General features: G+C 70.2%; 20 protein-coding genes. 12 read left to right on the top strand and 8 right to left on the bottom strand.

The window, feature by feature from the left end; all coding sequences use genetic code 11:
• The first annotated feature begins 81 nt into the window (after nucleotides 1-81).
• From ACFVR6_RS14965 to ACFVR6_RS14940, 6 genes are read left to right on the top strand one after another with little or no spacing between them, the layout of a single operon-like run.
• Nucleotides 82-1,554 (top strand): aldehyde dehydrogenase, encoded by a 1,473-nt coding sequence (locus tag ACFVR6_RS14965; RefSeq protein ID WP_386964448.1) that lies wholly within the window; start codon nucleotides 82-84, stop codon nucleotides 1,552-1,554.
• 24 nt (nucleotides 1,555-1,578) lie between these two features.
• On the top strand, nucleotides 1,579-3,078 hold the full coding sequence (gene tcuA, locus ACFVR6_RS14960; protein WP_386964446.1) for an FAD-dependent tricarballylate dehydrogenase TcuA: 1,500 nt from the start codon (nucleotides 1,579-1,581) through the stop codon (nucleotides 3,076-3,078).
• A complete protein-coding gene (locus ACFVR6_RS14955; RefSeq protein ID WP_386964445.1) occupies nucleotides 3,075-3,974 on the top strand; it encodes an NAD(P)-dependent oxidoreductase in 900 nt (299 codons plus the stop codon). The genes tcuA (ACFVR6_RS14960) and ACFVR6_RS14955 overlap by 4 nt, the downstream gene beginning before the upstream one ends.
• Nucleotides 3,974-4,765, top strand: coding sequence for an N-acyl homoserine lactonase family protein (locus ACFVR6_RS14950; protein WP_386964443.1), 792 nt, complete (start codon nucleotides 3,974-3,976; stop codon nucleotides 4,763-4,765). The genes ACFVR6_RS14955 and ACFVR6_RS14950 overlap by 1 nt, the downstream gene beginning before the upstream one ends.
• Entirely contained in the window at nucleotides 4,762-5,892 is a 1,131-nt protein-coding gene (locus ACFVR6_RS14945) for a PrpF domain-containing protein (protein ID WP_386964441.1), read from the top strand. Before ACFVR6_RS14950 ends, ACFVR6_RS14945 begins: the two co-directional genes overlap by 4 nt.
• Nucleotides 5,893-5,896: 4 nt before the next feature.
• Nucleotides 5,897-7,108: an MFS transporter gene (locus tag ACFVR6_RS14940; protein WP_386964439.1), complete on the top strand. Its 1,212-nt coding sequence runs from the start codon at nucleotides 5,897-5,899 to the stop codon at nucleotides 7,106-7,108.
• On the opposite strand, the gene ACFVR6_RS14935 is transcribed toward ACFVR6_RS14940, so the two are convergent.
• The 5 genes from ACFVR6_RS14935 to ACFVR6_RS14915 form a co-directional block, all read right to left on the bottom strand.
• On the bottom strand, nucleotides 7,080-7,796 hold the full coding sequence (locus ACFVR6_RS14935) for a GntR family transcriptional regulator (protein WP_386964438.1): 717 nt from the start codon (nucleotides 7,794-7,796) through the stop codon (nucleotides 7,080-7,082). The two genes, ACFVR6_RS14940 and ACFVR6_RS14935, sit on opposite strands and share 29 nt — an antisense overlap.
• Nucleotides 7,797-7,875: 79 nt before the next feature.
• A complete protein-coding gene (gene tcuA / locus ACFVR6_RS14930; RefSeq protein WP_386964436.1) occupies nucleotides 7,876-9,345 on the bottom strand; it encodes an FAD-dependent tricarballylate dehydrogenase TcuA in 1,470 nt (489 codons plus the stop codon).
• Between the two features lie 156 nt (nucleotides 9,346-9,501).
• Entirely contained in the window at nucleotides 9,502-10,038 is a 537-nt protein-coding gene (locus ACFVR6_RS14925) for a GNAT family N-acetyltransferase (RefSeq protein WP_386964434.1), read from the bottom strand.
• Nucleotides 10,039-10,141: 103 nt separating this feature from the next.
• A complete protein-coding gene (locus tag ACFVR6_RS14920; protein WP_386964432.1) occupies nucleotides 10,142-10,591 on the bottom strand; it encodes a hypothetical protein in 450 nt (149 codons plus the stop codon).
• A gap of 78 nt (nucleotides 10,592-10,669) precedes the next feature.
• On the bottom strand, nucleotides 10,670-11,782 hold the full coding sequence (locus ACFVR6_RS14915) for an ROK family transcriptional regulator (protein WP_386964430.1): 1,113 nt from the start codon (nucleotides 11,780-11,782) through the stop codon (nucleotides 10,670-10,672).
• Between the two features lie 129 nt (nucleotides 11,783-11,911).
• Here ACFVR6_RS14915 and ACFVR6_RS14910 point away from each other — a divergent pair, with 129 nt between their 5' ends.
• The 4 genes from ACFVR6_RS14910 to ACFVR6_RS14895 are packed head-to-tail and all read left to right on the top strand — an operon-like array spanning nucleotide 11,912 to nucleotide 17,241.
• Nucleotides 11,912-14,080: an alpha-galactosidase gene (locus ACFVR6_RS14910; RefSeq protein ID WP_386964428.1), complete on the top strand. Its 2,169-nt coding sequence runs from the start codon at nucleotides 11,912-11,914 to the stop codon at nucleotides 14,078-14,080.
• 32 nt (nucleotides 14,081-14,112) lie between these two features.
• Nucleotides 14,113-15,399 (top strand): ABC transporter substrate-binding protein, encoded by a 1,287-nt coding sequence (locus ACFVR6_RS14905; protein WP_386964427.1) that lies wholly within the window; start codon nucleotides 14,113-14,115, stop codon nucleotides 15,397-15,399.
• Nucleotide 15,400: 1 nt separating this feature from the next.
• Entirely contained in the window at nucleotides 15,401-16,327 is a 927-nt protein-coding gene (locus ACFVR6_RS14900; protein WP_386964425.1) for a carbohydrate ABC transporter permease, read from the top strand.
• Nucleotides 16,327-17,241: a carbohydrate ABC transporter permease gene (locus ACFVR6_RS14895; RefSeq protein ID WP_386964423.1), complete on the top strand. Its 915-nt coding sequence runs from the start codon at nucleotides 16,327-16,329 to the stop codon at nucleotides 17,239-17,241. Before ACFVR6_RS14900 ends, ACFVR6_RS14895 begins: the two co-directional genes overlap by 1 nt.
• Here the strand turns inward: ACFVR6_RS14895 and ACFVR6_RS14890 are convergent.
• On the bottom strand, nucleotides 17,234-17,839 hold the full coding sequence (locus ACFVR6_RS14890) for a TetR/AcrR family transcriptional regulator (RefSeq protein ID WP_386964421.1): 606 nt from the start codon (nucleotides 17,837-17,839) through the stop codon (nucleotides 17,234-17,236). The two genes, ACFVR6_RS14895 and ACFVR6_RS14890, sit on opposite strands and share 8 nt — an antisense overlap.
• A gap of 93 nt (nucleotides 17,840-17,932) precedes the next feature.
• Here ACFVR6_RS14890 and ACFVR6_RS14885 point away from each other — a divergent pair, with 93 nt between their 5' ends.
• Nucleotides 17,933-18,361: a DUF6069 family protein gene (locus ACFVR6_RS14885; protein ID WP_386964419.1), complete on the top strand. Its 429-nt coding sequence runs from the start codon at nucleotides 17,933-17,935 to the stop codon at nucleotides 18,359-18,361.
• 126 nt (nucleotides 18,362-18,487) lie between these two features.
• Nucleotides 18,488-20,779 (top strand): maltose alpha-D-glucosyltransferase, encoded by a 2,292-nt coding sequence (gene treS / locus ACFVR6_RS14880; RefSeq protein WP_386964417.1) that lies wholly within the window; start codon nucleotides 18,488-18,490, stop codon nucleotides 20,777-20,779.
• A gap of 2 nt (nucleotides 20,780-20,781) precedes the next feature.
• On the opposite strand, the gene ACFVR6_RS14875 is transcribed toward treS, so the two are convergent.
• Both ACFVR6_RS14875 and ACFVR6_RS14870 read right to left on the bottom strand, forming a co-directional pair.
• On the bottom strand, nucleotides 20,782-22,023 hold the full coding sequence (locus ACFVR6_RS14875) for a phosphotransferase (RefSeq protein ID WP_386964415.1): 1,242 nt from the start codon (nucleotides 22,021-22,023) through the stop codon (nucleotides 20,782-20,784).
• 125 nt (nucleotides 22,024-22,148) lie between these two features.
• The gene (locus ACFVR6_RS14870) at nucleotides 22,149-23,546 is read right to left on the bottom strand and encodes an HNH endonuclease signature motif containing protein (protein WP_386964413.1); all 1,398 of its coding nucleotides are present in this window, start codon (nucleotides 23,544-23,546) and stop codon (nucleotides 22,149-22,151) included.
• Nucleotides 23,547-23,597: the final 51 nt, after the last annotated feature.

Here is a 23,597-nt window from a genome sequence, read left to right as displayed (position 1 = left end):
AGCGGCGTCTGGGGTGCCCCAGGCTGCTGCGTCGCGCCCGAAAACCGACCTTGACGACCCATGAGAAAGACGGCAACTGACATGATCCACGCGCAGATGGTGATCGGCAACGAGACCGTCGACGCATCGGGCGGACTCACCCTCGAGGCGATCAACCCGTTCGACGGCAAGGCCTGGGGGAGCGTGCCCGTTGCTTCGGCCGCCGATGTCGACGCGGCGGTGGCGGCCGCCCGCGCCGCCTTCCCCGGGTGGCGTGCCACCCCGGGCGTCGAACGGGCGCGCCTGCTCCATCGCCTCGCCGACGCGGTGGAGCAGCACGCAGACCGCTTGGCGGAGTGGGAGACCACGGACAACGGCAAAGTCATCCGCGAGACCCGCCCGCAGATGACGTTCGTCGCCCGCAACCTCCGGTTCTTCGCCGGCTACGCCGACAAGCTGTACGGGCGCACCATCCCGCTCGACAACCCGGCTGTGTTCGACTACACCGTCCGACGGCCGCGGGGGGTCTGCGCGCTCATCACCGCCTGGAACAGTCCGCTGGCGCTGCTGGCCAACAAGCTCCCGCCGGCCCTCGCCGCCGGCAACACGATCGTCGTCAAACCCAGCGAGCACGCATCGATCACCACGACCGAGCTCGCGCGGCTGGCGGTGGAGGTGGGGTTCCCGCCCGGGGTGATCAACGTCATCACGGGCGGTGCGGAGACGGGCGACCTGCTCACGCGGCATCCCGGCATCGACATGATCAGTCTCACCGGCGGTGGTGCCGTGGGGCGGCGGATCGCCGCGAACGCGGCGGAGCGGCTGATTCCGGTCAGCCTCGAACTCGGCGGCAAGTCGCCGAACATCGTCTTCGCCGACGCCGACATCAGGCGTGCCGTCCAGGGAGCCGTCGCCGGCATCTTCGGAGCGGCCGGACAGACCTGCGTGGCGGGGTCCCGGCTGCTGGTCCAGCGATCGGTGTACACCCAGGTGCGCGATGCCGTCGCCGAACGGTCCCGTCGCGTGCAGTTGGGCGACCCCCGCGATCCCGCGACGGAAATGGGGCCGGTCGCCAACCGCCCGCAGTTCGAGCGCATCCTCTCGCTGATCGACGCGGCCAAGGACTCCGGCGCGGCACTTGTCGCCGGTGGCGGCCGTGCCCACGGCGACGGGCTCGAGGCCGGCTTCTACATCCAGCCCACGGTCTTCGCAGACGTCGATCCATCGAGTGGTCTTGCGCAGGACGAGGTCTTCGGGCCGGTGCTCTCGGTGATCCCCTTCGACGACGAGGACGAGGCCGTCCGCATCGCCAACTCGACGCAGTACGGGCTCGCCGCCGGCGTGTGGACGAGCGATGTGTCGCGCACGTTCCGCATGACCGAAGCGCTCGAGGCCGGGGTCGTCTGGGTGAACACCTATCGCACCTCGGCAGCGCAGGCCCCGTTCGGCGGCACGAAACAGAGCGGCTACGGCAGAGAGCGCGGAGCTGAGGCGCTCGATGACTACACATACGTCAAGAACGTCATGGTCGACACCTCCACCGAGGACCGCGACCCGTTCGTGATCCGCACCTGACCTCATATCCAGAAGGAGCCCCCCATGGCCGAACATTTCGACGTCATCGTCGCCGGAGGCGGGAACGCCGCCCTCACCGCCGCCTTGTCCGCCCACGAAGCCGGCGCGCGCGTCCTCGTCCTCGAGGCAGCGAGCCGCGAGCTGCGGGGTGGTAACAGCCGGTTCACCGGAGCGATCTTCCGCGTCACGCACGACGGACTCGATTCGCTCAAGTCGATCCTCGACGACTCCAATGAGCAGTGGTACCCGCGCGTGTCGGTTGCGCCCTATACCGCCGAGGACTACGCCTCCGACTGGAACCGCACCTCGGAGGGCAGGCAGGACCCGGAGCTCGTCGCGACCACCATCGAGAAGTCGTTCGAGACCGTGCAATGGATGCACTCGAAGGGCGTCAAATGGGAACTGACGGCCGACAAGCTGGTCGACCCGTCGAAGGTCGACCACGCGACGACCATCACGCTCGCGCCGGGTGGGGCGCTTCGTACCCTTCACGAGGGCGTCGGTCTGATCGACGACCTCTACGCCGCCGTCGAGGCCACCGACATCACCGTCTGGTACGACTCACCGGCGCACGACCTCATCGCGGAGGGATCCGCGGTCCGTGGCATCCGGGTGCGTCGTGACCACGAGTTCATCGACGTCTACGGGACCGTCATCCTCGGATGCGGGGGATTCGAATCCAACCCGGAGATGCGACTTCGCTATCTCGGACCGGGATGGGACCTCGTGAAGGTACGCGGGACCAGATTCAACATGGGGCAGATGCACACCAAGGCCATCGCCGCCGGAGCCCAGCCGGTCGGACATTGGGGCGGGGCGCACGCGGTCCCGATCGACGCGTCCGCGCCCCCGGTGGGGGACCTCCGCATCACCGACAAGATGAGCCGGTACTCCTACCCCTACGCATTGCTGGTCAACCGTGACGGACACCGATTCATCGACGAGGGCGAAGACAACGTCTTCCTCACCTACGCGAAGACCGGCTGGGCGGTGCGTGCGCAGCCCGGCGGCATCGCCTACCAGATCTTCGATCAGAAGACCGCTCATCTGCTGGAGCCGCGCTACGCCACGGGTACCCCCGTCGTGGCGGACACGATCGAAGAACTCGCGGACGCGTTGGGCGTGAACCGACGGGGTCTGCTCGCCACGGTTCAGCAGTTCAACGCGGCCGTCGCGACCGACGCGGAGGAGCGCGTCGATCCCTTCCGCCTGGACGGTGTCTCGGCCGAGCCCGCCGGGCAGCCGGCGAAGTCCAATTGGGCGCGGACCATCGAAGACGGACCATTCGTCTGTTACCCCGTGATGTGCGGGATCACCTTCACCTACGGCGGCCTGAAGATCGACCGGGAGGCGCGGGTCATCACACAGGAGGGACACGCGATGAGCGGCCTCTATGCGACGGGGGAGATCACCGGCGGCTTCTTCTTCCACAACTACGGTGCCGGTGCGGGCCTTGTGCGAGGTGCCGTCTTCGGACGCATCGCGGGGGCCAACGCCGCCGCAGAGGCGAAGGCTGTGGGATGAGCGGGCTCCTCGAGGCGACCCGCATCGGCTTCATCGGTCTGGGGGTGATGGGGTCTGGGCAGGCGGGCAACCTCATTCGCCGTTCCGGTTTGCCGGTGCTGGTGTCGGACATGGCCGTCGACGCGGTCGCGCGGTCGGTCGCGGAAGGCGCCGAGGCCGCCGCCTCCGTCGCGGACCTCGCCGCGCAGTCGGACGTCGTCTTCCTGTCGCTCCCCGGTGGACCACAGGTCGAATCCGTGGTGCTGGGTGAGGCGGGCGTGCTCGCCCAGGTGAGGCCGGGGACGGTCATCGTCGACCTCTCGACGATCCCGGTCGACGCGGCCCAGCGCATCGGTGCCGCGGTGCGTGAGCGCGGCGCCTTCTTCATCGACGCCCCCGTCGCGCGCACCCGTCAAGCCGCCGTCGACGGCACCCTGAGCATCACCGCCGGTGGGGATGCCGCCGCCTTCGCGCACGTCGAGGCGCTACTGCGCCTGATGGCGACGGACGTGATCCATTGCGGACCGAACGGATCCGGGGCCCTCATCAAGCTCGTGAACAACATGGTGGTGTTCGAGACCGTCGTCGCGCTCGCCGAGGCGCTGACGCTCATCCGGCGCACCGGGCTCGTGGATCCCGAACTCGCGTGGAAGGCGCTCGGCCAGGGGTCCGCCGCCAGCTTCACCCTCGAGAACCACGGCCGAAAGGCCCTGCTGCCCGATGTGCACGGTGAGGGCATCTTCTCTGCGGAGTACATGCGCAAGGACGTCGGCTACGCACTCGAGCTGGCCGACGAGCTCGGGCTCACACTCCCGTCGGCGGCGCTGGCCCATCAGCTGCTCGGGCGCACGATCGAGCGCGGCTACGGTAAGGCGTACCACACAGCCGTGGTGCGGGTGATCGAGGAGGAGGCCTGATGGCCGAGGCGCCGACGGTGCACGAGATCTACGCCGTCAAGTTCGGGGAGAACCCGGGCGGCGTGCGCGGGCACTACTTCCTGGGCCCGGACGGAGACCCGCAGGACGAGCGGATGCGTCTCGACTACTTCGTGTGGGCGATCCGTTCGCCCGGGCAGGACATCGTCCTCGATGCGGGCTTCACCGCAGCGACCAATCGCACGCGCCACCGCGATCACTGGGAGGACCCCAGCGCCGCCCTCGCGAGGATCGGTGTCGACGCGGCGAGCGTGCCGATCGTCATCCTCTCCCACCTCCACTACGACCACTGCGGGGACCTCGATGCCTTCGGCGCGGCCACGTTCGTGCTGCAGGAGGACGAGATGGCCTTCTGGACCGGCCGGTTCGCCCCGCGTCGGGAGTTCTCCCGTCATATCGAGATCGCCGACATCGAGCGGGTCATCCGGCTCAACTTCGCGGGCCGCGTCCGCATGGTCGATGGACTCCACGAGGTCGCCGACGGGGTGTGGGTCGACAAGGTCGCCGGGCATACTCCGGGCATGCAGGCCACCTACGTGCGCACCGCCCAGGGCATCGTGGTGCTGGCATCCGATTCGTCCCACTTCTTCGAGAACGTGGAGCAGGACAAGCCCTTCGCCGTCCACACCGACGTCGTGGGGCTCTACCGAAGCTTCGACACCATGAAGGCGGCCGCCACCTCGGGCCTGGTGATCGCCGGGCACGACCCGCTCATCACCGAACGATTCCCCGCGGCCACCGGCCATGAGGGCCGCGTCTTCCGGATCGCATGAGCGCGCACATGCTGCGGGAGGAGGTCGCGGGCCGCATCGAGGGCCTGCCGCCATCGCTGCCGGCCGTCTACATGCGCGGCGGAACGAGCAAGGGAATGTTCTTCCATGCCGGTGATCTGCCGCCGGCCGGCGGCGACCGGGACCGGGTCCTGCTCGCCGTGATGGGGAGCCCTGATCCGCTGCAGATCGACGGCATGGGTGGCACGGTGTCGAGCACCAGCAAGGCCATCATCGTCGAGGCCGGACCCGACGACGCCGTCACCTACTGGTTCGCCCAGGTCGGCGTCGACGAGGCGCGCGTGGACTGGTCGGGCAACTGCGGCAACCTCACGACGGCCGTCGCACCCTTCGCCATCGAGGAAGGACTCGTCCCGGCCGCGCACGATGTGACGCGGGTCCGTCTCATCAACGGCAACACCGGCATCGAGATCCACGCAGAGGTCCCCACCCCCGGTGGCAGGGTCGCCACGACGGGTGGGTTGGCCATCGCGGGTGTCCCCGGGACGGGCGCCCCCGTCGTCACCCGCTACCTCGACCCCGCCGGGGGCGTACTCGGAGCGCTGATGCCGCTCGGCTCGGCCAGGTCGACGCTGGACACCCCGCACGGCGCGGTGGAGGTGTCCGTGGTCGATGCCGCACATCCGAACGTCTTCGCCCGCATCGCCGATGTCGCCCCCGACTCGGTCGGGCGATCGGTGGCCGATCTGAACGCCGATCCCGACTTCCTTGCGCGGACGGAGGCGGTGCGGGCAGCGGCAGCGGTCGCCGTCGGAGCGGCACCCGACGTCTCGGGTGCGGCGAGGGATGCCCCGGCGGTGCCGAGACTCCTGCTCGTCGGACCGGGCGATGGCGTCGCCGACATCTCGGTGCTCGCGTTCTCGATGGGGCGGGTGCATCGAGGGTTGCCGATGACCGGGGCCCTGTGTCTGGCCGCCGCCGCGTGCATACCTGGTTCGATCGTCGCCGAAGCGGCAGGCGGGACGACGGGGGTGGTCCGCGTGCGCCACCCGCTGGGCATCAGCGAAGCCGTGGCGGAGTGCGCCCCAGGCGGCGAGATCGTGTCGGTCGGGGTGGTGCGTACGGCCCGTCGCCTCATGGACGGTCGCGTCTATCCCCGCGAATACTGAATCGATGTCACCCCGGCCGCTTGCCGGCGGGTGGCTGTGGCGTCCGCTCATCGGGGCGGCGCTGAGCCAGATCGTCCTCGGGATGGCGCGGCCGACGGCGAGCTACGCCGCGCTCGTCATGGGAGCGGATGCCGCGGTCATCGGGGTCGTGACAGCCGCGTTCGCGATCCTCCCGATGATCGGGGCGCTTCCGATCGGCGCGCTGGCCGGACGCGTGCGACGCATCGGGGCAGTGCCCGCGTGGGGAGCGGCCGTTTCCGTCGCCGGCTGCCTGCTCGCCGCGGTGGCGGAATCAGTCGGCATCCTCCTCGCGGGCTGCGCGCTCATCGGGCTCGGAAACCTGGCGGTGCTGCTCGGTGCGCAGGCGTGGATCACCCGCTCTGCGCCGCCCGCCCGCTACAACGACGGCTTCGGGTGGATGACTGCCGCGATGGCCTTGGGGCAGGCGCTCGGCCCGCTCCTGGCGGGTGTGCTCATCGGCGCCGATGCCCCGACGCTCGGGGCAACCTCCGCCTCGTTCCTCGGCGCCTGCGGGGCGGCGCTGCTCATGGTGGTGGCCTTCCTCAGCATGGCGACGAGGGCGGCACCCGCAGGAGGGCGTTCGCAGGCGCGAGCCGCCGCTGTCCTGCGCACACCGGGTGTGCTTCGCTACGTGGTGATCAGCGCCGCGGTCCTCACCTCGGTGGACATCGTGACGGCCTATCTCCCCCTGATGGCGGCGGATGCCGGGATCTCACCGATCGCCGTCGGCGCCATGCTGGCGACGCGCGGTGCGGCATCCATGTCATCCCGGCTGCTGCTCGGTCCGTTGGGGCGCCTGTTCGGGCAGCCCGCTCTGCTCATCGCCAGCTGCATCGGCACCGCCGGGTGCTTGGCGGTGATGGTGCTCGTTCCGGAGCAGCCCGTGCTTTTCGCCGGGCTCGCGCTGGCGGGCTTCTTCCTCGGGATGGGCCAGCCGTTGACCATGACCGCGGTCGCGCTCGCGTTGCCCGAGGCGGCCCGTTCGAGCGGGCTGGCCGTGCGGCTCCTCGGCAACCGAGTTGCCCAGACTGCGACACCGTTGATCGCCGGAGCATTGGCGGGTGTGTTCGGGCCGGCTTCGGCGCTCGCCGTCCAGGTCGTCGGTCTGGCGCTGTCGGGCCTCTGGGAGGCGGCCGTGCGGCGGCGCAAACCCGGCGGCGGCGAGATCAGATGGGGCGCCCCACCAGGCGGCTGAGGGTCGAGGCGCGTGCGCGCGTCGCGTGCGCCGATGCCGCGCTGCCCGCCCGTTCCGGGTCGCCCTCGGCGATCGCGTCGATGATGGCGGCGTGCTCACCGAGGACCTCGGTCATCCGCTCCGGGCTCAGCGAACGCGTCCCGAAGCGTCGAATGGCCACTTCCACCGTGGCGAGCAGGCGAGAGAGGTAGGCGTTGTCGGCGGCGACCGAGAGGAGATGGTGGAACTCCACATTGGCGCGGGAGAAGGCCTCGAAGTCCGTCGCCGCGGTGGCCGCCGTCATCCGTTCGTGCAGCTGCCGGAACCGGGCGAGGTGCTCGGGTTTGCCCTGCCGGGTGGCGTACTCCGCCGCGAGCGACTCCAGGCTCGCCCGCACTTGGTACACGGCCGACATGTCCTCGAAGGAGAGGCGGGTGACCTGGGCGCCGGCGCCGGGGGTGCGTGCGACCAGGCCCTCTTCCTCGAGTCGGTTGAGCGCCTCCCGGACCGGCGTCCGGCTCACTCCCAGCGCCTCGGAGAGGGCGACTTCCCGCAGCCATGCGTCCGGGGCCAGCACGCCGTCGAGGATGGCCTCCCTGATGGCGTGGAAGGTCTCCGACACGGCGCCGCCGCGCGACGGCGATGTCGGCCGGTAGGGCGCGAGAGCCTCGGCCAGCCCGTCAGCTCCCTGCGGCGTCGGTGAGCTCATGCGTTATCCGTCCTGTCGTGGTGCCGGCCCGATTCTGCCACGGCCGGTGCGGACGCAGCATAACGGCCGGTATGCCGGTTCACGCGATGCTGCCAGCGCGGCGGCCGAACACCATGCCGGCGGCGAGCCCCGAACCGCCGGGGTAGTTGCCGCTGAACAACCCGCCGAGCATCTCACCGCACACCAGCAGCCCGTCGATCACGGAACCATCCTCGCGGAGAACGCGACCGTGCGTGTCCGACGCGAGGCCGCCGAAGGTGAAGGTGATGCCGCAGGTCACGGGGTACCCGTAGAACGGCGGCGTCGCGATCGCCGTCGCCCAGTTGCTTTTGGGCGGGGTGACATCGGCGCGGCGACCGTCCTTCGCGGTCGGGTCGAAGGGCGCCGCCGTGTCGATCGCAGCGTTGAACCGCGACACGGTGTCGATGAACGCGTCGGAAGGCACCCCGAGAGACGCGGCGAGGCCGGCGAGGTCATCGCACTGGTGCACGCCGATGCCCGGCATGTCGTACTCCTCCGAGCGCAGCATCGGTCGGAGGGTGGCGTCGAAGATCTGGTAGGCGACGGATCCGGGCTGTTCGAGGATCACGCGTCCGTACTTCGCGTAGGTGTAGTTGCGGAAGTCCGCGCCCTCGTCGAGGAAGCGTCGTCCCTCGGCGTTCACGATGATGCCGAGCGGATAGCTCTGGCGGGTCAGCCGATTGGTCAGTTCGCGATTGCTGGCGTTGTCGACCGCCTCGGCATCCCACTGGACGCTGTGCGCGGTGGACCAGTCGCCGCCCGGTGCCGCGCCGATCCTGAGGGCGGCTTCGAGCATGCGGCCCGTGTTGTGCGGGGTTCCCCGCACCACCGCGTTCTCCCAGCCGGGGCCGAGGTGTCGGCGACGCAGCTCGGCGCTGGCCTCGAAACCGCCGGCGGCGAGGATCACCGAGGTGCCGCGGACCTCGACGGTCCGCCCGTGCGTCTGCGCACGCACACCGACGACGCGGCCGGCGTCGAGAAGCAGTTCCTGCGCGTCGACCCCGTAGCGGATGTCGACTCCGAGCTGTCCGGCGACCCGAGTGTGGTCTGCGACGAGACCTTCACCTCCGCCGACGTTGCCGACATGCAGGCCGCCCCAGAAGAGGAAGGTCCCGTCCGGCCGCTCATAGGCCTGGCGCTCGTACATCAGGCGATAACGCAGGCCCAGGCCCTTCAGCCAACGCAGCGTCGGGGTGATCTCGGTGACGAGCGTCTGCGTGAGGTGTGGGTCGTTGCGCCCGTCGGTGACCTTCGCGAGGTCCGCGGCATACTCCTCGGGCGAGTACGGCGGCACGACGGTGCGCTCGTGACGGTCGTCGGGTTCGATGACGTCCCGCAGATCGTCGAGCCCGGTGTGCGTGATGCGGGTCGCGCCGGCGGTGTAGAAGCTGTTGCCGCCGTGGTCACCGAACTCTCCCCGCTCCAGGAGCACCACCCGGCGCCCTCGCTCGGCGGCAGCGTGGGCGGCGCTGAACCCCGCGTTGCCGCCCCCGACCACGATGACATCGAACTCGAGTTCCTCTGGCATACCGCTCCTTCGCGTCTGTATCCCGAGTGTATGCAATCGACGGCGACTTTGCGACTTCGTTCGCCGGTGGCATCCCGCGTCTGATGAACACCACGATCGCCCTCGTGTCGGGCCATGTCGCGCGGCTCGCGTTCCATCGGGCCGCGCGCCGACGGGCTACGCCAGAGCCTCGTCGCTCTCCTTCGCCGAGTGCGTCAGGTCGAAGGCCCACACGTTCGAGCGGATCGGATGGCCCTTCGGGTACTCGAAGTCGGCCTCGCCGCGCAGGGTGAAGCCGCTCGAACGGCAGAGGGCGTTGGATGCCGCGTTGTCGGTGCGCGGGAAGGCCAGGACGAACCGGCGGTCGCCCTGGCCTGCGGCATCCGCCAGGCACGCGGCGACGGCGCGCGCCGCGAGGCCACGGCCCTGGTGCGCCGTCGCGATGCTCCAACCCGTCTCGTAGACATCCTCACCGTCCCACTGCTTCTTCCAGTACCCGATGGAGCCGACCGGCTCGGCTGCGAGCGAGGACTCCACGGCGAACATCCGCGCTTCGCCGGTCTGCCAGAGCCGCAGGAACCGTGCGTGCCTGCGCTGGAGGGCATCGGCCGATTCCGGCCCGCCGAGGAAGGTCGTCATCTCGGGGGTGTTGCTGCGCTCCAGCACCGGCAGGTCGTCATCGCTCCAGCGCCGCAGCGTGATCGTCTCGGTCATGCCCCGAAGCTACCCCCGGTCGACGACACGACGGCGGGCGCCCGGAAGCGGCCGCGCCGCCGGTGAGAAACCACTATGCGGCTGAGACAGCTCGCATCGACGGTCAGGACGCGGGCGACTGCGCCTTCTCGGCGGGATGGTTGGGAGTCCAGCCGTACCAGCCGTCGTCCGTGGCGACAACGGACCAGTCGCCGCACGCGAACGCCCTCTCGATCTTGTAGACGTCGGGCGCGTGCTCGAGGGTGAACAGGGGTGCCGATCGGCGCTCCACCTCTGCGCACTGCGCGGGGTCAAGGTCCGCGTCGCTGAGGGTCGTGAGTGACGCTTCGTCGGTGATCGTGGATTCCCGGGTGATGATCGACTGGGCATCGGCGGGGAGCCACGGGGCCTGCTTCTTCCAGTCCTGCACGAGCTCGGCACGGGTCGCGAATTCGCCCGACGCCTGACGCTGGACGACGTCCTGGATGTCGGCGCACCCGGTGAGGGTGACGAGGACGAGTGCGGCGGCAAGGGGAACGGCGGCGGCCGTTCGGATGCGAGGTGTGGAGGGCATGCATCCATCGTCGTGAACGGGTCCGAGGGGCGCGTCAGTCTCGAGGTGCATCCCGATCAGCCGTGGGGATGATCCGCGTCAGCGCGCGGGGCGCAGTCGCTCCATGGATGCCTGGATCGCGACTGCCGCCGCGCCGCGCGCCCACGCACGGAAGCCGTCGTCGTCGACGTGGATGTCCAGGGGCATCGACCGGGGGTCGCGTCCCGCGGCCGCGGCGGCGCGGACGCGGTCCTCGACAACCCGGAACAGTCCGATGCCCTCACCGGACAGCACGATGGACGATTGCAGGCTGAGGTTCGCGGCGAGGGCGATGAACGTGCCGAGCGCGTCGCCGGCGGCGCCCACGATCGCGCGGACGGCGGGATCGGATGCCGCCAGCGCGAGGGTCTCGTCGTACCCGACGAGACGACCGAGCGCGGCGGATGCCTGCGCCGTGATCGACCCCGAGGAGAGCATCGCCTGCGCGCAGCCGCGGTGCCCCTCGGTGCAGACCGGCCCGTAGGGATCGAGGGGGATGTGCCCGCCGGTGCCGGTCGTGGCATCCGGGGTGCGCACCACCTCGCCGTCGACCACGAGACCGTAGCCGACGCCGACGCCGATCGTGATCGTGGCGAAGCCGCGCAGGCCCCGGCCGACGCCGAACCACCGCTCCGCCTCGGTCAGGGCGACCAGGTCGTTCTCGACGCTCACCGGGACCCCCAGTGCCTCGTGCAGTCGGCCGCCGACATCGACGCCGCTCCAGTCGAGGAAGGGCGCGTGCACCGCGATGCCGTCGTTGACCACACCGCCCAGGCTCACCCCGACGGCAACCAGATCGCTGAGGCCGAGTGCGGTGATGGCGTCGGCGACCACGCGCAGCACCGCGTCGGGCGAGTGGTCGGTGAGAGGGCGCTCGTCAGCGGCGATCGGCTCGGCTCGGATGTCGGTGCCCACCGCGATCACCTCGTCTCCGGTGATCTTGACGCCCGCGAAGCTGCCGAGCCCCGGGGCGATATCGAGGGGGCGCGAGGGGCGGCCGACGGAGCCGTCGGCGACCTCGCCGAGTTCGACGAGGAGCCCGCTCTCGAGGAGGGGTTTCGCGAGCCGCGTCAGGCTGGCGGCCGACAGGCCGAGTCGGGCGGTGAGGTCGCTGCGGGAGATCGGCCCGTGGATCAGCACGGCGCGCGCGAGGGCGGCTTCGCTTTCGCTCATGGCGCTGTCCTTCTCGGGAATCGGGCTCTATTGCTTTCATCCTGGCATGAATGCCGCGAGCCCGCGGCGCGTATCCCACGTTGACAGACGGTCTTGACGCCGTATTAGTTTCGCTGTAGAACTAACCCCATGCTCGACACCGATTCCACCGTCTCGCCTCCGCCCCGCGGCAGCGCCGCCCCCAACGGCGTCGTGCACCTGCGTCGGGGGGGAACGAGCGTGGTGGTCGATCTCGACGCCGAGAGCCCCGCGATCGTGCACTGGGGCGAAGACCTCGGCGACGCCCCCGCCGAGACGCTGACATCACTCGCGGTCGCGGCCCGGCTGCAGCGTGTCTCGGGCGGTCTGGATGAGACGGCACAGCTGAGCGTGCTCACGACAGCGGCATCCGGGTGGCTCGGCACGCCGACCCTCGAAGGCCACCGCGACGGGCAGAGCGTCAGCGCGCGCTTCACCCTGACCGATGTGCAGGTGAGCCCGCACGAGCTGCGCCTGCAGTTCGCGGACGAGGAGACCGAGCTCACCGCACGAGTGGACCTGGGTGTCAGCGCCGCCGGGCTCGTGCGCACGCGCATCGCCGTGCGCAACGAGGGCGACGAGCCGTACACGGTCCAGACCCTGCAGCCTGCGCTGCCCCTGCCGTGGGATGCCACGGAGATCTTCGACACGACCGGCCGCCACCTGCGGGAGCGCTCGGGCCAGCGCCGCGACCTCACGTTCGGCACCCACCTGCGCGAGAGCCGCCGCGGCCGCCCCGGCGCGGACGCGACGCTGCTGCTGGCGGCGGGTCGGCCGGGCTTCGGCTTCGAGCGAGGCGTCGTCCACGGCATCCACCTCGCTTGGAGCGGAAACCAGCGCGCGCTCGCCGAGCGCGTGCCCACCGGCGAGGCGTTCCTCAGCGCGGGCGAGCTCTACGCCCCCGGCGAGATCCGCCTCGGCCGCGGCGAGGAGATCGCTTCCCCGGAGGTGCTCGGCTCCTGGGGTGACGGCCTCGACGACCTGGCGGCCCGCTTCCACGCCGAATGGCGCGCGCGGCCGCAGCACCCGCGGCGCCCGCGGCCGATCACCCTCAACACGTGGGAGGCGGTGTACTTCGACCATTCGCTGCCCAAGCTCACCGCGCTCGCCGACGCGGCCGCCGCACTCGGAGTGGAGCGGTACGTGCTCGACGACGGCTGGTTCCGCGCGCGCCGGGACGACACCGCAGGCCTCGGGGACTGGACGGTCGACGCGGGCGTCTGGCCCGAAGGGCTGCACCCCATCGCCGACCACGTCGTGGGGCTCGGTATGGAGTTCGGCCTCTGGTTCGAGCCCGAGATGGTCAACCCCGACAGCGATCTCGCCCGCGCGCACCCCGACTGGCTGCTGCGCGGTCGCGTGCAGCTGCCGCCGTCGGCCCGCCAGCAGCAGGTGCTCAACCTCGCCCACCCCGATGCCTACGCCTACATCGCCGGCGCGATCGCCGCGATCCTCGACGAGTACCCCATCGCCTACATCAAGTGGGACCACAACCGCGACCTGGTCGACGCCGCCGCAGGTCCCGGGGGCGCCGCGCAGGTGCACGCCCATACCCTGGCCGTCTACCGGCTGATCGATGAGCTCAAGGCGACCCGGCCGGGGCTCGAGATCGAGAGCTGCGCCTCGGGCGGGGCCCGCGTCGACCTCGGCATCCTCGACCGCACCGACCGCGTCTGGACCAGCGATTGCCTGGACCCCGTGGAGCGCCTCGAGAACCAGCGCCACACCGCACTGGTCGTGCCGCCCGAGATGATGGGCATGCACCTGACCACTCCGCACGTCCACTCCACCGGCCGCACCGTCTCGCTCAGCATGAGCGGCGCCGTCGCGCTGTTCGGCCACTTCGGCATCGAGTGGGATGTGACGACTCTGAGCGAGGCGGAGGCGACGGCGGTCGCCGAATGGGTGGCGCTGGCGCGGCGCGTGCGTCCGCTCGTGGCCACCGGACGTGTGGTCAACGTCGACGTCGCCGACCCCGGCCTCGACGTCCGCGGCATCGTCGCGGCCGACCGGGCATCCGCCTTCTTCACCGTCGCCCAGACGCAGACGCTCATCTCATCGCCGGCGGGACGGGTGCGGATGCCGGGGCTCGACCCCGACCGCAGCTACCGCCTGCGCATCGTCACGCCCGGCGGCATCGTGCAGCAGCCCGCGCAGTCGCCGCTGGCCTGGGCTCACCACGACACGCTGCTCACCGGACGCCAGCTCGCCGTCGTCGGCGTGCGCCCGCCCGTGCAGAACCCCCAGCAGGCCACCGTCATCGAGATCACCGCCGCGTAGTCCGCGGCCTTTCGCGCAAGGAGGCGCCCGTCATGAGATCCAGATCACTCCGCACCGCCACCGCGGGGGCACTGCTCGTCGGGCTCACGCTCGGCGTCGGCGGCTGCGCCACCGGGGCCGGCGATGGGGTCACGACCCTCGACTTCTTCCAGTTCAAAGGGGAGGCGCTCGAGGACTTCGACGAGATCATCGCCGAGTTCGAGGCGGAGAACCCCGACATCAAGGTGGTGCAGAACCAGGTCGCCGACTCGGAGACCATCATCCGCACGCTCCTGGTGAAGGACCGCACCCCCGACGTCATCACGCTCAACGCCAACGGCAGCTTCGGCAAGCTCGCCGAAGCGGGGGTGTTCTACGACTTCTCCGACGAACCGGTGCTCGAGACCATCAACCCGGCCGTGCAGGAGATCCTCGCCGATCTCGGCACCTTCGAGGGCGAGGTCAACAGCCTCGGCTACGTCAACAACGCCGACGGCATCATCTACAACCGGGCGATCTTCGAGGAGCAGGGGCTCGAGGTCCCCGAGACGTGGGACGAGCTCATCGCGCTCTGCGACACCCTCGTCGAACGCGGCATCACACCCTTCGCCACCTCCCTCGCCGAGAACTGGACCGCCATGCCGTCGTGGAACGGCATCGGCGCGTACTACGCGCAGGACGGCTTCTTCGAGGAGATGCGGGCCGAGGGGGACAACGTCGGGCCCGACTCGCCCGTGTCCTTCCAGAAGGACTTCCCCGAGGCGATGCAGCGCCAGTTGCAGCTGTTCGACTACTCGCAGGAGGGCTACCGCGGGGCGTCGTACGACGACAGCACGGCCCTGTTCGCGAGCGGCGACGCGGCCATGATGCTGCAGGGCATCTGGGCGCTCAGCCCGGTCAAGGCGGTCAACCCCGACATCGACGCGGCGATCTTCCCCTACCCCGTCCCCGAGGACCCGGCCGAGCGCCTGCTCGTCTCGGGTGTCGACGTGACGGTCACGATGGCCCGCGACACACCCAAACGCGAAGAGGCGCTGCGCTTCATCGAGTTCCTCTTCCGCCCCGACGTGATCGAGCGCTTCGCGGCATCCCAGACCATGGTGCCCTCCGTGATCGGAGCCCAGCTGAGCGATGATCCCGCTCTGCAGTCGATCGCCCCGTACTTCGACGACGAGAAGATCACGGGTTTCATCGACCACCAAGTGCCCAGTGCGATCCCCTTGACCGGCATCGTGCAGCAGTTCCTGTACGACGGCGACGTCGACGCAGCGCTCCGCACACTCGACAACGAGTGGCGCAAGGTCGCCGCACGCACGATCTCCCCCAACGAGGAGGACTGAGATGGCCACCGTCACCGCCGCCGCGGCGAGCAAGCCGCGCTCCAGCGCCCCACCCGCCCCGCGCAAGCGCTCCAAGCTCGCGCCCCGCGCCTACTACTGGTTCGTCTGGCCGGCGGTCATCGCCTTCGCCGCGTTCCACACCCTGCCCGTCATCATCGGCGTGTTCTTCAGCTTCACCAACTACGCCGGGTACGGCACGTGGGACTTCATCGGCATCGGGAACTACATCAACATCTTCCGCGACGACCGCGTGCTGCAGGCGTACATGTTCTCGTTCCTGTTCGCGATCGTGGCCACGGTGCTCACCAACGCCATTTCGCTCACGATCGCGATGGGGCTCAATGCCAAGATCAAGGCGCGCAACTTCTGGCGCGGCGTCTACTTCGTGCCGTACATCCTCGCGGTCCTGGTGGTCGGCTACGTCTTCCAGTACCTGTTCTCGAACTCGCTGCCGAAGATCCTGTCGGGCATTCCGCTGTTCCGTGACAACATCCTCACCAACCCCGACTGGGCGTGGACGGCGATCGTCGTGCTCGCGGTCTGGCAGGCGTGCGCATTCTCGATCATCATCTACCTCGCGGGTCTGCAGACGATCCCCGCCGACATCTACGAAGCGGCATCCATCGACGGCGCCTCCGCCGGTCGACAGTTCCGCTCGATCACCTTCCCCCTCATCAGCGCCTTCTTCACGATCAACGTCGTGCTGAGCCTGAAGGGCTTCCTGCAGGTGTTCGACCCCATCATCGCCCTCACGAACGGCGGACCGGGCACCTCCACCGAATCGGTGACGATGCTGATCTTCCGCGGCGGGTTCACCGGCGGTGAGTTCGCGTACCAGACGGCCAACGCGGTGATCTTCTTCATCGTCATCACCGTCGTCTCCCTCCTCCAATTCCGGGTCCTTCAGCGCAGAGAGGCCGACTTCTGATGTCCAGCTCCGTCACCGTTCCCATCGAGGCCGAACTCGCCAAGGACGCGGTCACCCCGCGTCGTCGTCGCGCGCGCGGCGGCGACCCCTCAGACACCCGCCGCACCAACTGGTGGGCAACCGCCCTCATCGCGGTCTGCTCGCTCACGGTCATCATCCCGCTCTACCTCGCGGTCTCCGTGGCGCTGAAGACCCCCGACCAACTGGTGTCCGGCACCGGCTTCGAGCTGCCCTGGCCGCTGAACTGGAACAACTTCGCCGTCGCGTGGGAGCGCACCGACTTCCCGCGGGTGCTCCTGAACACGGCGATCATCACCGTCGGCTCGGTGGTGTTCACGCTGCTGACGAGTTCGCTGGTCGCCTACGCGCTGGCGCGCAACATGCACCGACCATTCTTCAAGGGCGTCTTCTACTATCTGCTGGCGGCGCTGTTCATCCCGTTCCCGATCATCATGCTGCCGTTGGTGAAGCAGACCGCCCTCCTCGGGCTCGACAACCCGGCGGGCATGATCATCCTGTACACGATCTACGGGCTGAGCCTGAACATCTTCATCTACACCGCGTTCATCCGCTCGATCCCGATCGAGCTCGAGGAGGCGGCCCGCATGGACGGTGCGTCGACCTGGCGGGTGTTCCGGCAGATCGTGTTCCCGCTGCTCATGCCGATGAACGCGACCGTCGGCATCCTCACCTGCGTGTGGGCGTGGAACGACTTCATCATGCCGCTCGTGGTGCTCACCTCGCCCGCGGATCGCACGCTTTCGCTCGCGCAGTACGTGTTCCAGGGGCAGTACAACACCGACTACACCGTCGCGTTCGCCTCGTACCTGATGGCAATGGCGCCGCTGCTCATCGTCTACATCTTCTCCCAGCGCTGGGTCATCTCCGGCGTCATGCGGGGGTCGATCAAGTAGCCGCCGGCGCCGCGGTGAGGGCGGGAAGCAGGACCCGGTCCACGAGCTCCCGCACCGTCGCCGGGTCGAGAGCCTGCCGCTGGATGGACACGCGGCCGAAGGCGACGGAGGGGACGATGCTCGCGATCAGCGCGACCGGGGCCGAGGGGGCCACCGTGCCGCGCTCGATCCCGCGCTCGATCACCGCGACGATCGCCGCGAACGGCGGCCCTCCGATCGCCTCGCGCGCGGCCTCGTAGAGAGTCGGATTGCGGCCGAACTCGGTGAGCAGGCTCGCCAGCACGCGGGCGAGGCGCTCGTCCGCGCGGGCGTAGTGCATCGCCGCCGTCATCAGGTCGTCGCGAAGCGACCCCGTGTCCGGCACCTCGGCCGGCGAGGCGAGCGCGCGCACGGCCGCGACGGCGAGGTCGATCTTGCCCGGCCACCGGCGGTAGATCGCCGCCTTGCTGCTGCCGGCCGCTCGGGCCACGCCGGCGACGGTCATGCCGCTGTAGCCCTCGTCGACCAGCAGATCCTGCGCGGCGCTGAGAATGCTGCGATCCACATCGGGGTCACGGGGCCGTCCCGTGCGCCGGGGCTCTTCTGCGAGTGCGACCATGTGGGCATTGTATCTTTCGATACTCACCGGTACCGTAATCAGATCCGAGACCAACCGGACTCGTAAGAATGGCCCGTCACCGATCGGAGAATCATGTCCTCCACCGCATCCGCGCCCGTCGGCATCCGCAGTTCCACCGCTCGGGCGGCGTTCATCCTCACCGCCGCCGTGGCGCTGGCGATCGCCGTGAACGCGCTCGTGGCCGCCATCGCCGTCGCGCTCGGCGCGCCCGCGACCTTCGGCCCGCTGACGTTTCCGGCCTACGCCCTGTTCACCGCGATCGGGGTGACGGCCGGCTGGTTCGGCTGGGTCCTGGTGAGCCGCCGAGCGCGCAATCCCCGGCGGACGCTGGCGATCCTCGTGCCCGTGGTGGTGCTTGTCTCCTTCGTGCCCGACGTGCTGCTGCTCGTGTTCCGGTTCATTCCGGAAACCACGACGGTCGCGGCGCTCTCGCTCATGCTCATGCACCTCGTGGTCGCCGCCGTCGCGGTGCCGGCGTATCGCATGGCATCGCGCGGGTGACGCCGCGCGTCGTGGCCGACGCACGCACGACCTCGCCGCGCGACGTCGTGCGAATCGCCTCATAGTTGCTTTCGCCGCCGGGCACCAGTCCTCGCTCCGGAAAGCCCGGTCCCTTAGCGTTGAGCGATGCCGAGCGACGACTTTCGGCCGGAGGACCTCTACACCGGCCCCATCGACCTGACCGGAGCGAGCGCTGTGGGTGAGGAGCCCGACGCCGAGAAGGTCGAGATCAGCTACGACGAGCAGCGCTACCCCGCGCGCCCGAAGCGGCTGCGCCCGCGGGACCAGTTCCGGGGCGGGAGCGTGCGTCGCATCAAGACCGACCCGCGCACGGCCAACGGCACCAACCCGTCGTATGTCGAGTGGCTCGTGCGCCAGTCGATGCTGAAGGATGCCGATGTGCTGGCGCGCCAGCTGGCAGGGCAGCCGGCGATGTGGCGCAATCCGTACGCGCGGCCGGACGCGCGGCGGGCGATCAGCATGAGCGATGTGTGGTTCACGGCCTACCCGATCTCGCTCATCACCCGCCCCGGGCAGTCGTTCCTGGCCGCGCTCGGCGACGAGGAGCTGTGGTCGGCGTTCGAACGCGTCGGCATCACCGCGATCCACACGGGGCCGGTCAAGCGCGCGGGCGGCATCGCCGGCTGGGGCGAGACGCCGAGCGTCGACGGGCACTTCGATCGCATCAGCACCGAGATCGATCCGGCGTTCGGCACCGAGGAGCAGTTCCGGGCGCTGTGCGACGTCGCCGACAGCCACGGCGGCAGCGTCATCGACGACATCGTGCCCGGGCACACGGGCAAAGGCGCCGACTTCCGCCTCGCCGAGATGGGGTTCAAGGACTATCCCGGCATCTACCACATGGTCGAGATCCTCCCCGAGGACTGGGGGCTGCTCCCCGACGTCCCCGAGAGCATGGACAGCGTCAACCTGGACCCGGCCACCGAGCAGGAGCTCGAAGGCCGCGGCTACATCATCGGCGCCCTGCAGCGGGTCATCTTCTACACGCCCGGAGTGAAGGAGACGAACTGGAGCGCGACGGCTCCGGTGATCGGCCCCGACGGCATCACGCGCCGCTGGGTGTACCTGCACTACTTCAAGCAGGGGCAGCCGTCGATCAACTGGCTCGACCCCACCTTCGCCGGCATGCGGCTGGTCATCGGCGATGCCCTGCACTCCCTCGGCGAGCTCGGCACGAGCGCCCTGCGACTGGATGCCAACGGGTTCCTCGGCGTGGAGAAGAGCGCCGGCGGTCCCGCCTGGTCCGAGGGTCACCCCCTCTCGCACGCCGCGAACCACATCATCGCCGGGATGGTGCGCAAGGTCGGCGGCTTCACCTTCCAAGAGCTCAATCTCACGATCGAGGACATCCGCGACACCGGTGCGGTGGGAGCCGATCTCTCGTACGACTTCATCGGGCGCCCCGGCTACCATCACGCCCTCGCGACGGGGCAGACCGAGTTCCTGCGGCTCGCGCTCACGACATCGCTCGACCTGGGGGTGCAGCCGGTGCAGCTCGTGCACGGGCTGCAGAACCACGACGAGCTGACCTATGAGCTCGTGCACTGGGCGACCCGGCACGGAGACGACCTCTACCGCTTCCGCGGCGGCGAGATGTCCGGCGGCGAGCTCGCCGAGGTGGTGCGTGCGGAGCTGACGGAGAGCCTCACGGGGACGGCGGACTACAACCGTGTCTTCACCCAGAACGGCATCGCCTGCACGACGACCTCCCTCATAGCCGCGACGCGGGGGATCGCCCGGCTCGACGACATCGATGAGGATGACATCCCGGCCATCCGCGACGCGCACCTGTTGCTGTGCGCCTACAACGCGTGGCAGCCCGGGGTGTTCGCGCTGTCCGGCTGGGACCTCGTGGGCATGCTCACCATCCCGAGCGAGGAGGTGGCCGACCTCCTCGCCGCCGGTGACACGCGGTGGATCGAGCGCGGTGCGCACGACCTGCTCGACGTCGACCCGCAGGCGACGCGCTCGGCGGCCGGGATGCCGCGCGGGCGTGCCCTGTACGGGTCACTGCCGGCGCAGCTCGATGACCCGGACTCGTTCGCGTCGCGCCTGGCCGCCATCCTGGATCTCCGGCGGCACTCCGGCATCGCGACGGCCTCGCAGGTCGACATCCCCGAGGTCGCACACGCGGGCATGCTCGTGCTCGTGCACCGTCTCGACGAGGGGGATGCCGAGGCGGAGGCGCCGCTGCAGGTGACGGTGCTGAACTTCGCCGCCGAGCCGACCGAGGGCACGGTGCGCTCGGAGCGGCTGGTGCCGGGTAGCGCCGTGGTGGACGCGGCCACCGGGGAGACGGTCGGGCGCGTCGACGACCTGTGCAGCTTCTCGGTCGCGCTGCCGGCCTACGGGGCGATGTTCCTCATGCTGCAGCCGGACGACTCCGCGGCCGACTGACCTCAGGCGAGGACGCTGTCGATGCCGGCCAGCGGCACGGGGAGCCAGTCGGGCCGGTTGCGGGCTTCGTAGATGGACTCGTAGACCGCCTTGTCGAGCACGAGTGCCTTGAGCAGCTGCGCATCCAGCGGCACCGATCCCTCGGCGCCGGCATACGCATCGACGAATGCGTCGCGGCAGTCCGCCGCCCAGTCTCCGGAGTCGGGCCCGCCGGCGACGGCGCTGGCGTAGTCGAACGACCTGAGCATGCCCGCGACATCGCGGGGAGGCAGATCGGGGATCGCCCGCTCCTGCATGGGACGCAGCGGCTCGCCTTCGAAGTCGACCACGCGCCACCCGCCCGTGGGCACGGCGAGCACCTGGCCGAGGTGCAGGTCGCCGTGGATGCGCTGCAGGCGCGGCCATGCCCGCGCGAGGGCGGCCTGGTAGACCGCGTCGATCGCGGCCCGCCGCGCGGCGACCGCGGGCACCTCGGCCGCCGCGACCGCGAGGCGCTGTCGCCAGGTGGCCCCCACGGCCGCGACCTGTTCAGGGCCGGCATCCACCGTCTCGAGCTCCGCGCCCAGCGCCCCGTGCACTGCGGCGAGGGCGATGCCCAGCTCCCGCGCGGCGTGGGTGAAGTCGCGTCGGTCGCGGGCGGCCTCGAGGGCGACGTCCCACCCGTCGCGCACCCCGGGGAGGAAGTCCTGCGCGAAGCCCAGGGTGCCGCGGGCGACCCCGGACTCACGCCCGCTGTCGGGCCACTCCGCCTCGACGCTGCCGCGGAAGGCGGGGACGTAGGGCGAGCCGGCGGCACTCAGTACGCGCTGCACCGTCACGTCGGGGTTCTCGCCGTGATGGAGCGTGCGGAAGAGCTTGAGGATGATCGTCGGCTCGCCGTCCTCCTCGAACACGATCGAGGTGTTGGATTGTTCGGCCGACAGCACACGTGAGCCGGTCACCCGGCCCACGTCGACCCCCATTGCGGCGAGCATCCCGATGGCGAAATCCGGGTGCCGCGTCGCATCGACGACGTACCCGTCTGCGGTGTCGCAGACCACGGCATCCGCCGTCGGGGGCGTCGCGACCAGCGCGAGGGGCACGTGGTAGAGCGCAGGCACGGACCCCGCGTCGTCCATGAGCAGGTAGCGGCGGGCGCCGGGGACCGGCTGGGCGTCGAGGATGCGCAGCCGCGGCGCGTGGCTCTTGCCCGCATACCACCGCTGGCGCGTCACCCAGGTTCTGAGAACTTCCGTGTCATCCACGCTTCACCCTGACGCGGATCCGCCGCCCCGCGAAAGGGGTGGACGGCGGGCACGGATGCGTAGTACCGCGCATGGCCTCCGCTCGGGCGGCATCCCCGCGCGCGCAGCCCATCGTGTCCGGCGAGTCAGAACGGCGCCGGGTCGAACGCGGCCGGGTAGGGGGCGGGCCCGGGTTCGGCGGGGAAGGTGGCGAAGATGACCTCGCTGACGGGGCGGTCGATGTACACCCGCCCGGTGGGGGAGGTCCATTCGAGTATCCCTCGGGCGAGCTGGCGCACGCGCCATGGGGAGTGATGCTTGGTCGTGTGATGTCGTCGGCAGAAGTGGGAGAGGTGGCGGGCGTCGGTGGGGCCGCCGTGGGCATAGTCGATGTTGTGGTCGATGTCGCAGCGGCGGGCGGGCACGCGGCAGGCGGGGAACCGGCAGTGCTGATCGCGGGCCCGCAGATGGCGGCGCATCTGCTCGCTGGGTCGGTAGCGGTCCACGGCCAGGATGCTCCCGGTGATCGGGTGGGTGAGGATGCGGTCCCAGCCGGCGGCGTCGGCGGCGAGGGCTGCGGCGGTGGCGGCGTCGATGGGGCCGTGCCCGGCGAGCATGGTCGCGTCGAAGGGATCGGCTGCGGCCTCGCCGATGAGGGTGAGGACAGGTACGGTGACCTGGACCGTCGCGTGGATGGCATGCAGGCCGCCGTCGGGCACCGTCGCTGACGAGGGCAGCCCCGTCAGCAGCAGGTCGGCCAGCACGTCGGCGCGTACCTCGCCCAGCGTGCGCGTATCGTCGCCTCCCGGCCGTTGCGCTCCGTCCACGGAGAACTGCGGGTCGCCGTCGGGGAAGAGGGACTCGTCGCAGGCGGCGGGCGTGGTCTGGGCGAGGCGGGCGATCTGAGAGATGCGGTCGTACGCGCCGTGGGCCAGCGTCGCGGGGAGCAGGGCGATCAGCTCGGCCATGCCATCGTCGAGATCGTTCACCGAGACCGTGCGCCGCTGCCGAGCCAGCTGGTGCCGCTGGTCGAGTGTGACGTCGGCGTACCACTCGGCGCGACGGCGGCAGATCGGGGCGAGGCGGGTCGCGGCTTCGGTCTCGGCATAGGGCAGCACCGCGTTCTCGTAGTCCGCCCGCAGTTCGCGCTGGGTGATGATCGCCCCGTTGCCGACGATCACCCGCACGTGGGCCAGTGAGATGCGGCCGGCTTCGAGCGAGGCCAGCGTGGCGGGATAGTCGGTCACCAGGGTCGCCGCCTCGCCGATCTGGCGCTGCACCGTTCGGTCGCTGACCCGCCAGGCCGCGGCGATCTCGGTTGCGGCGATGCGATGGGGCATCTCGGCCTCGGAGTGCCGCTGCAGGCCGGCCTCGCCCACCCAGTCCGCCACGATCCCGTCAGCCCGGGCCAGCAGTCGCGCCTCGAGTGCCTGCAGTCGGGCAACCTGTTGCCGGACGCCGATGAGGTCGGGCAGCACCTCGCCGAGACGGTCTATCGCTCGCGCGGCCGCCTCGTCGGGAGGAATGTAGCTGCTGTGTTCCATGCCCCCATTCTCTCGCTGCCCTCGGACATCCGTTCGAATCAGCGGCGGAGT

It is taken from the genome of Microbacterium sp. NPDC058021 (assembly GCF_042885955.1).
In the GTDB taxonomy this organism is placed as follows: Bacteria; Actinomycetota; Actinomycetes; order Actinomycetales; family Microbacteriaceae; genus Microbacterium.
The sequence above is the reverse complement of the archived record's forward strand: the minus strand, read 5'-3'. Positions and strand labels throughout refer to the sequence as shown.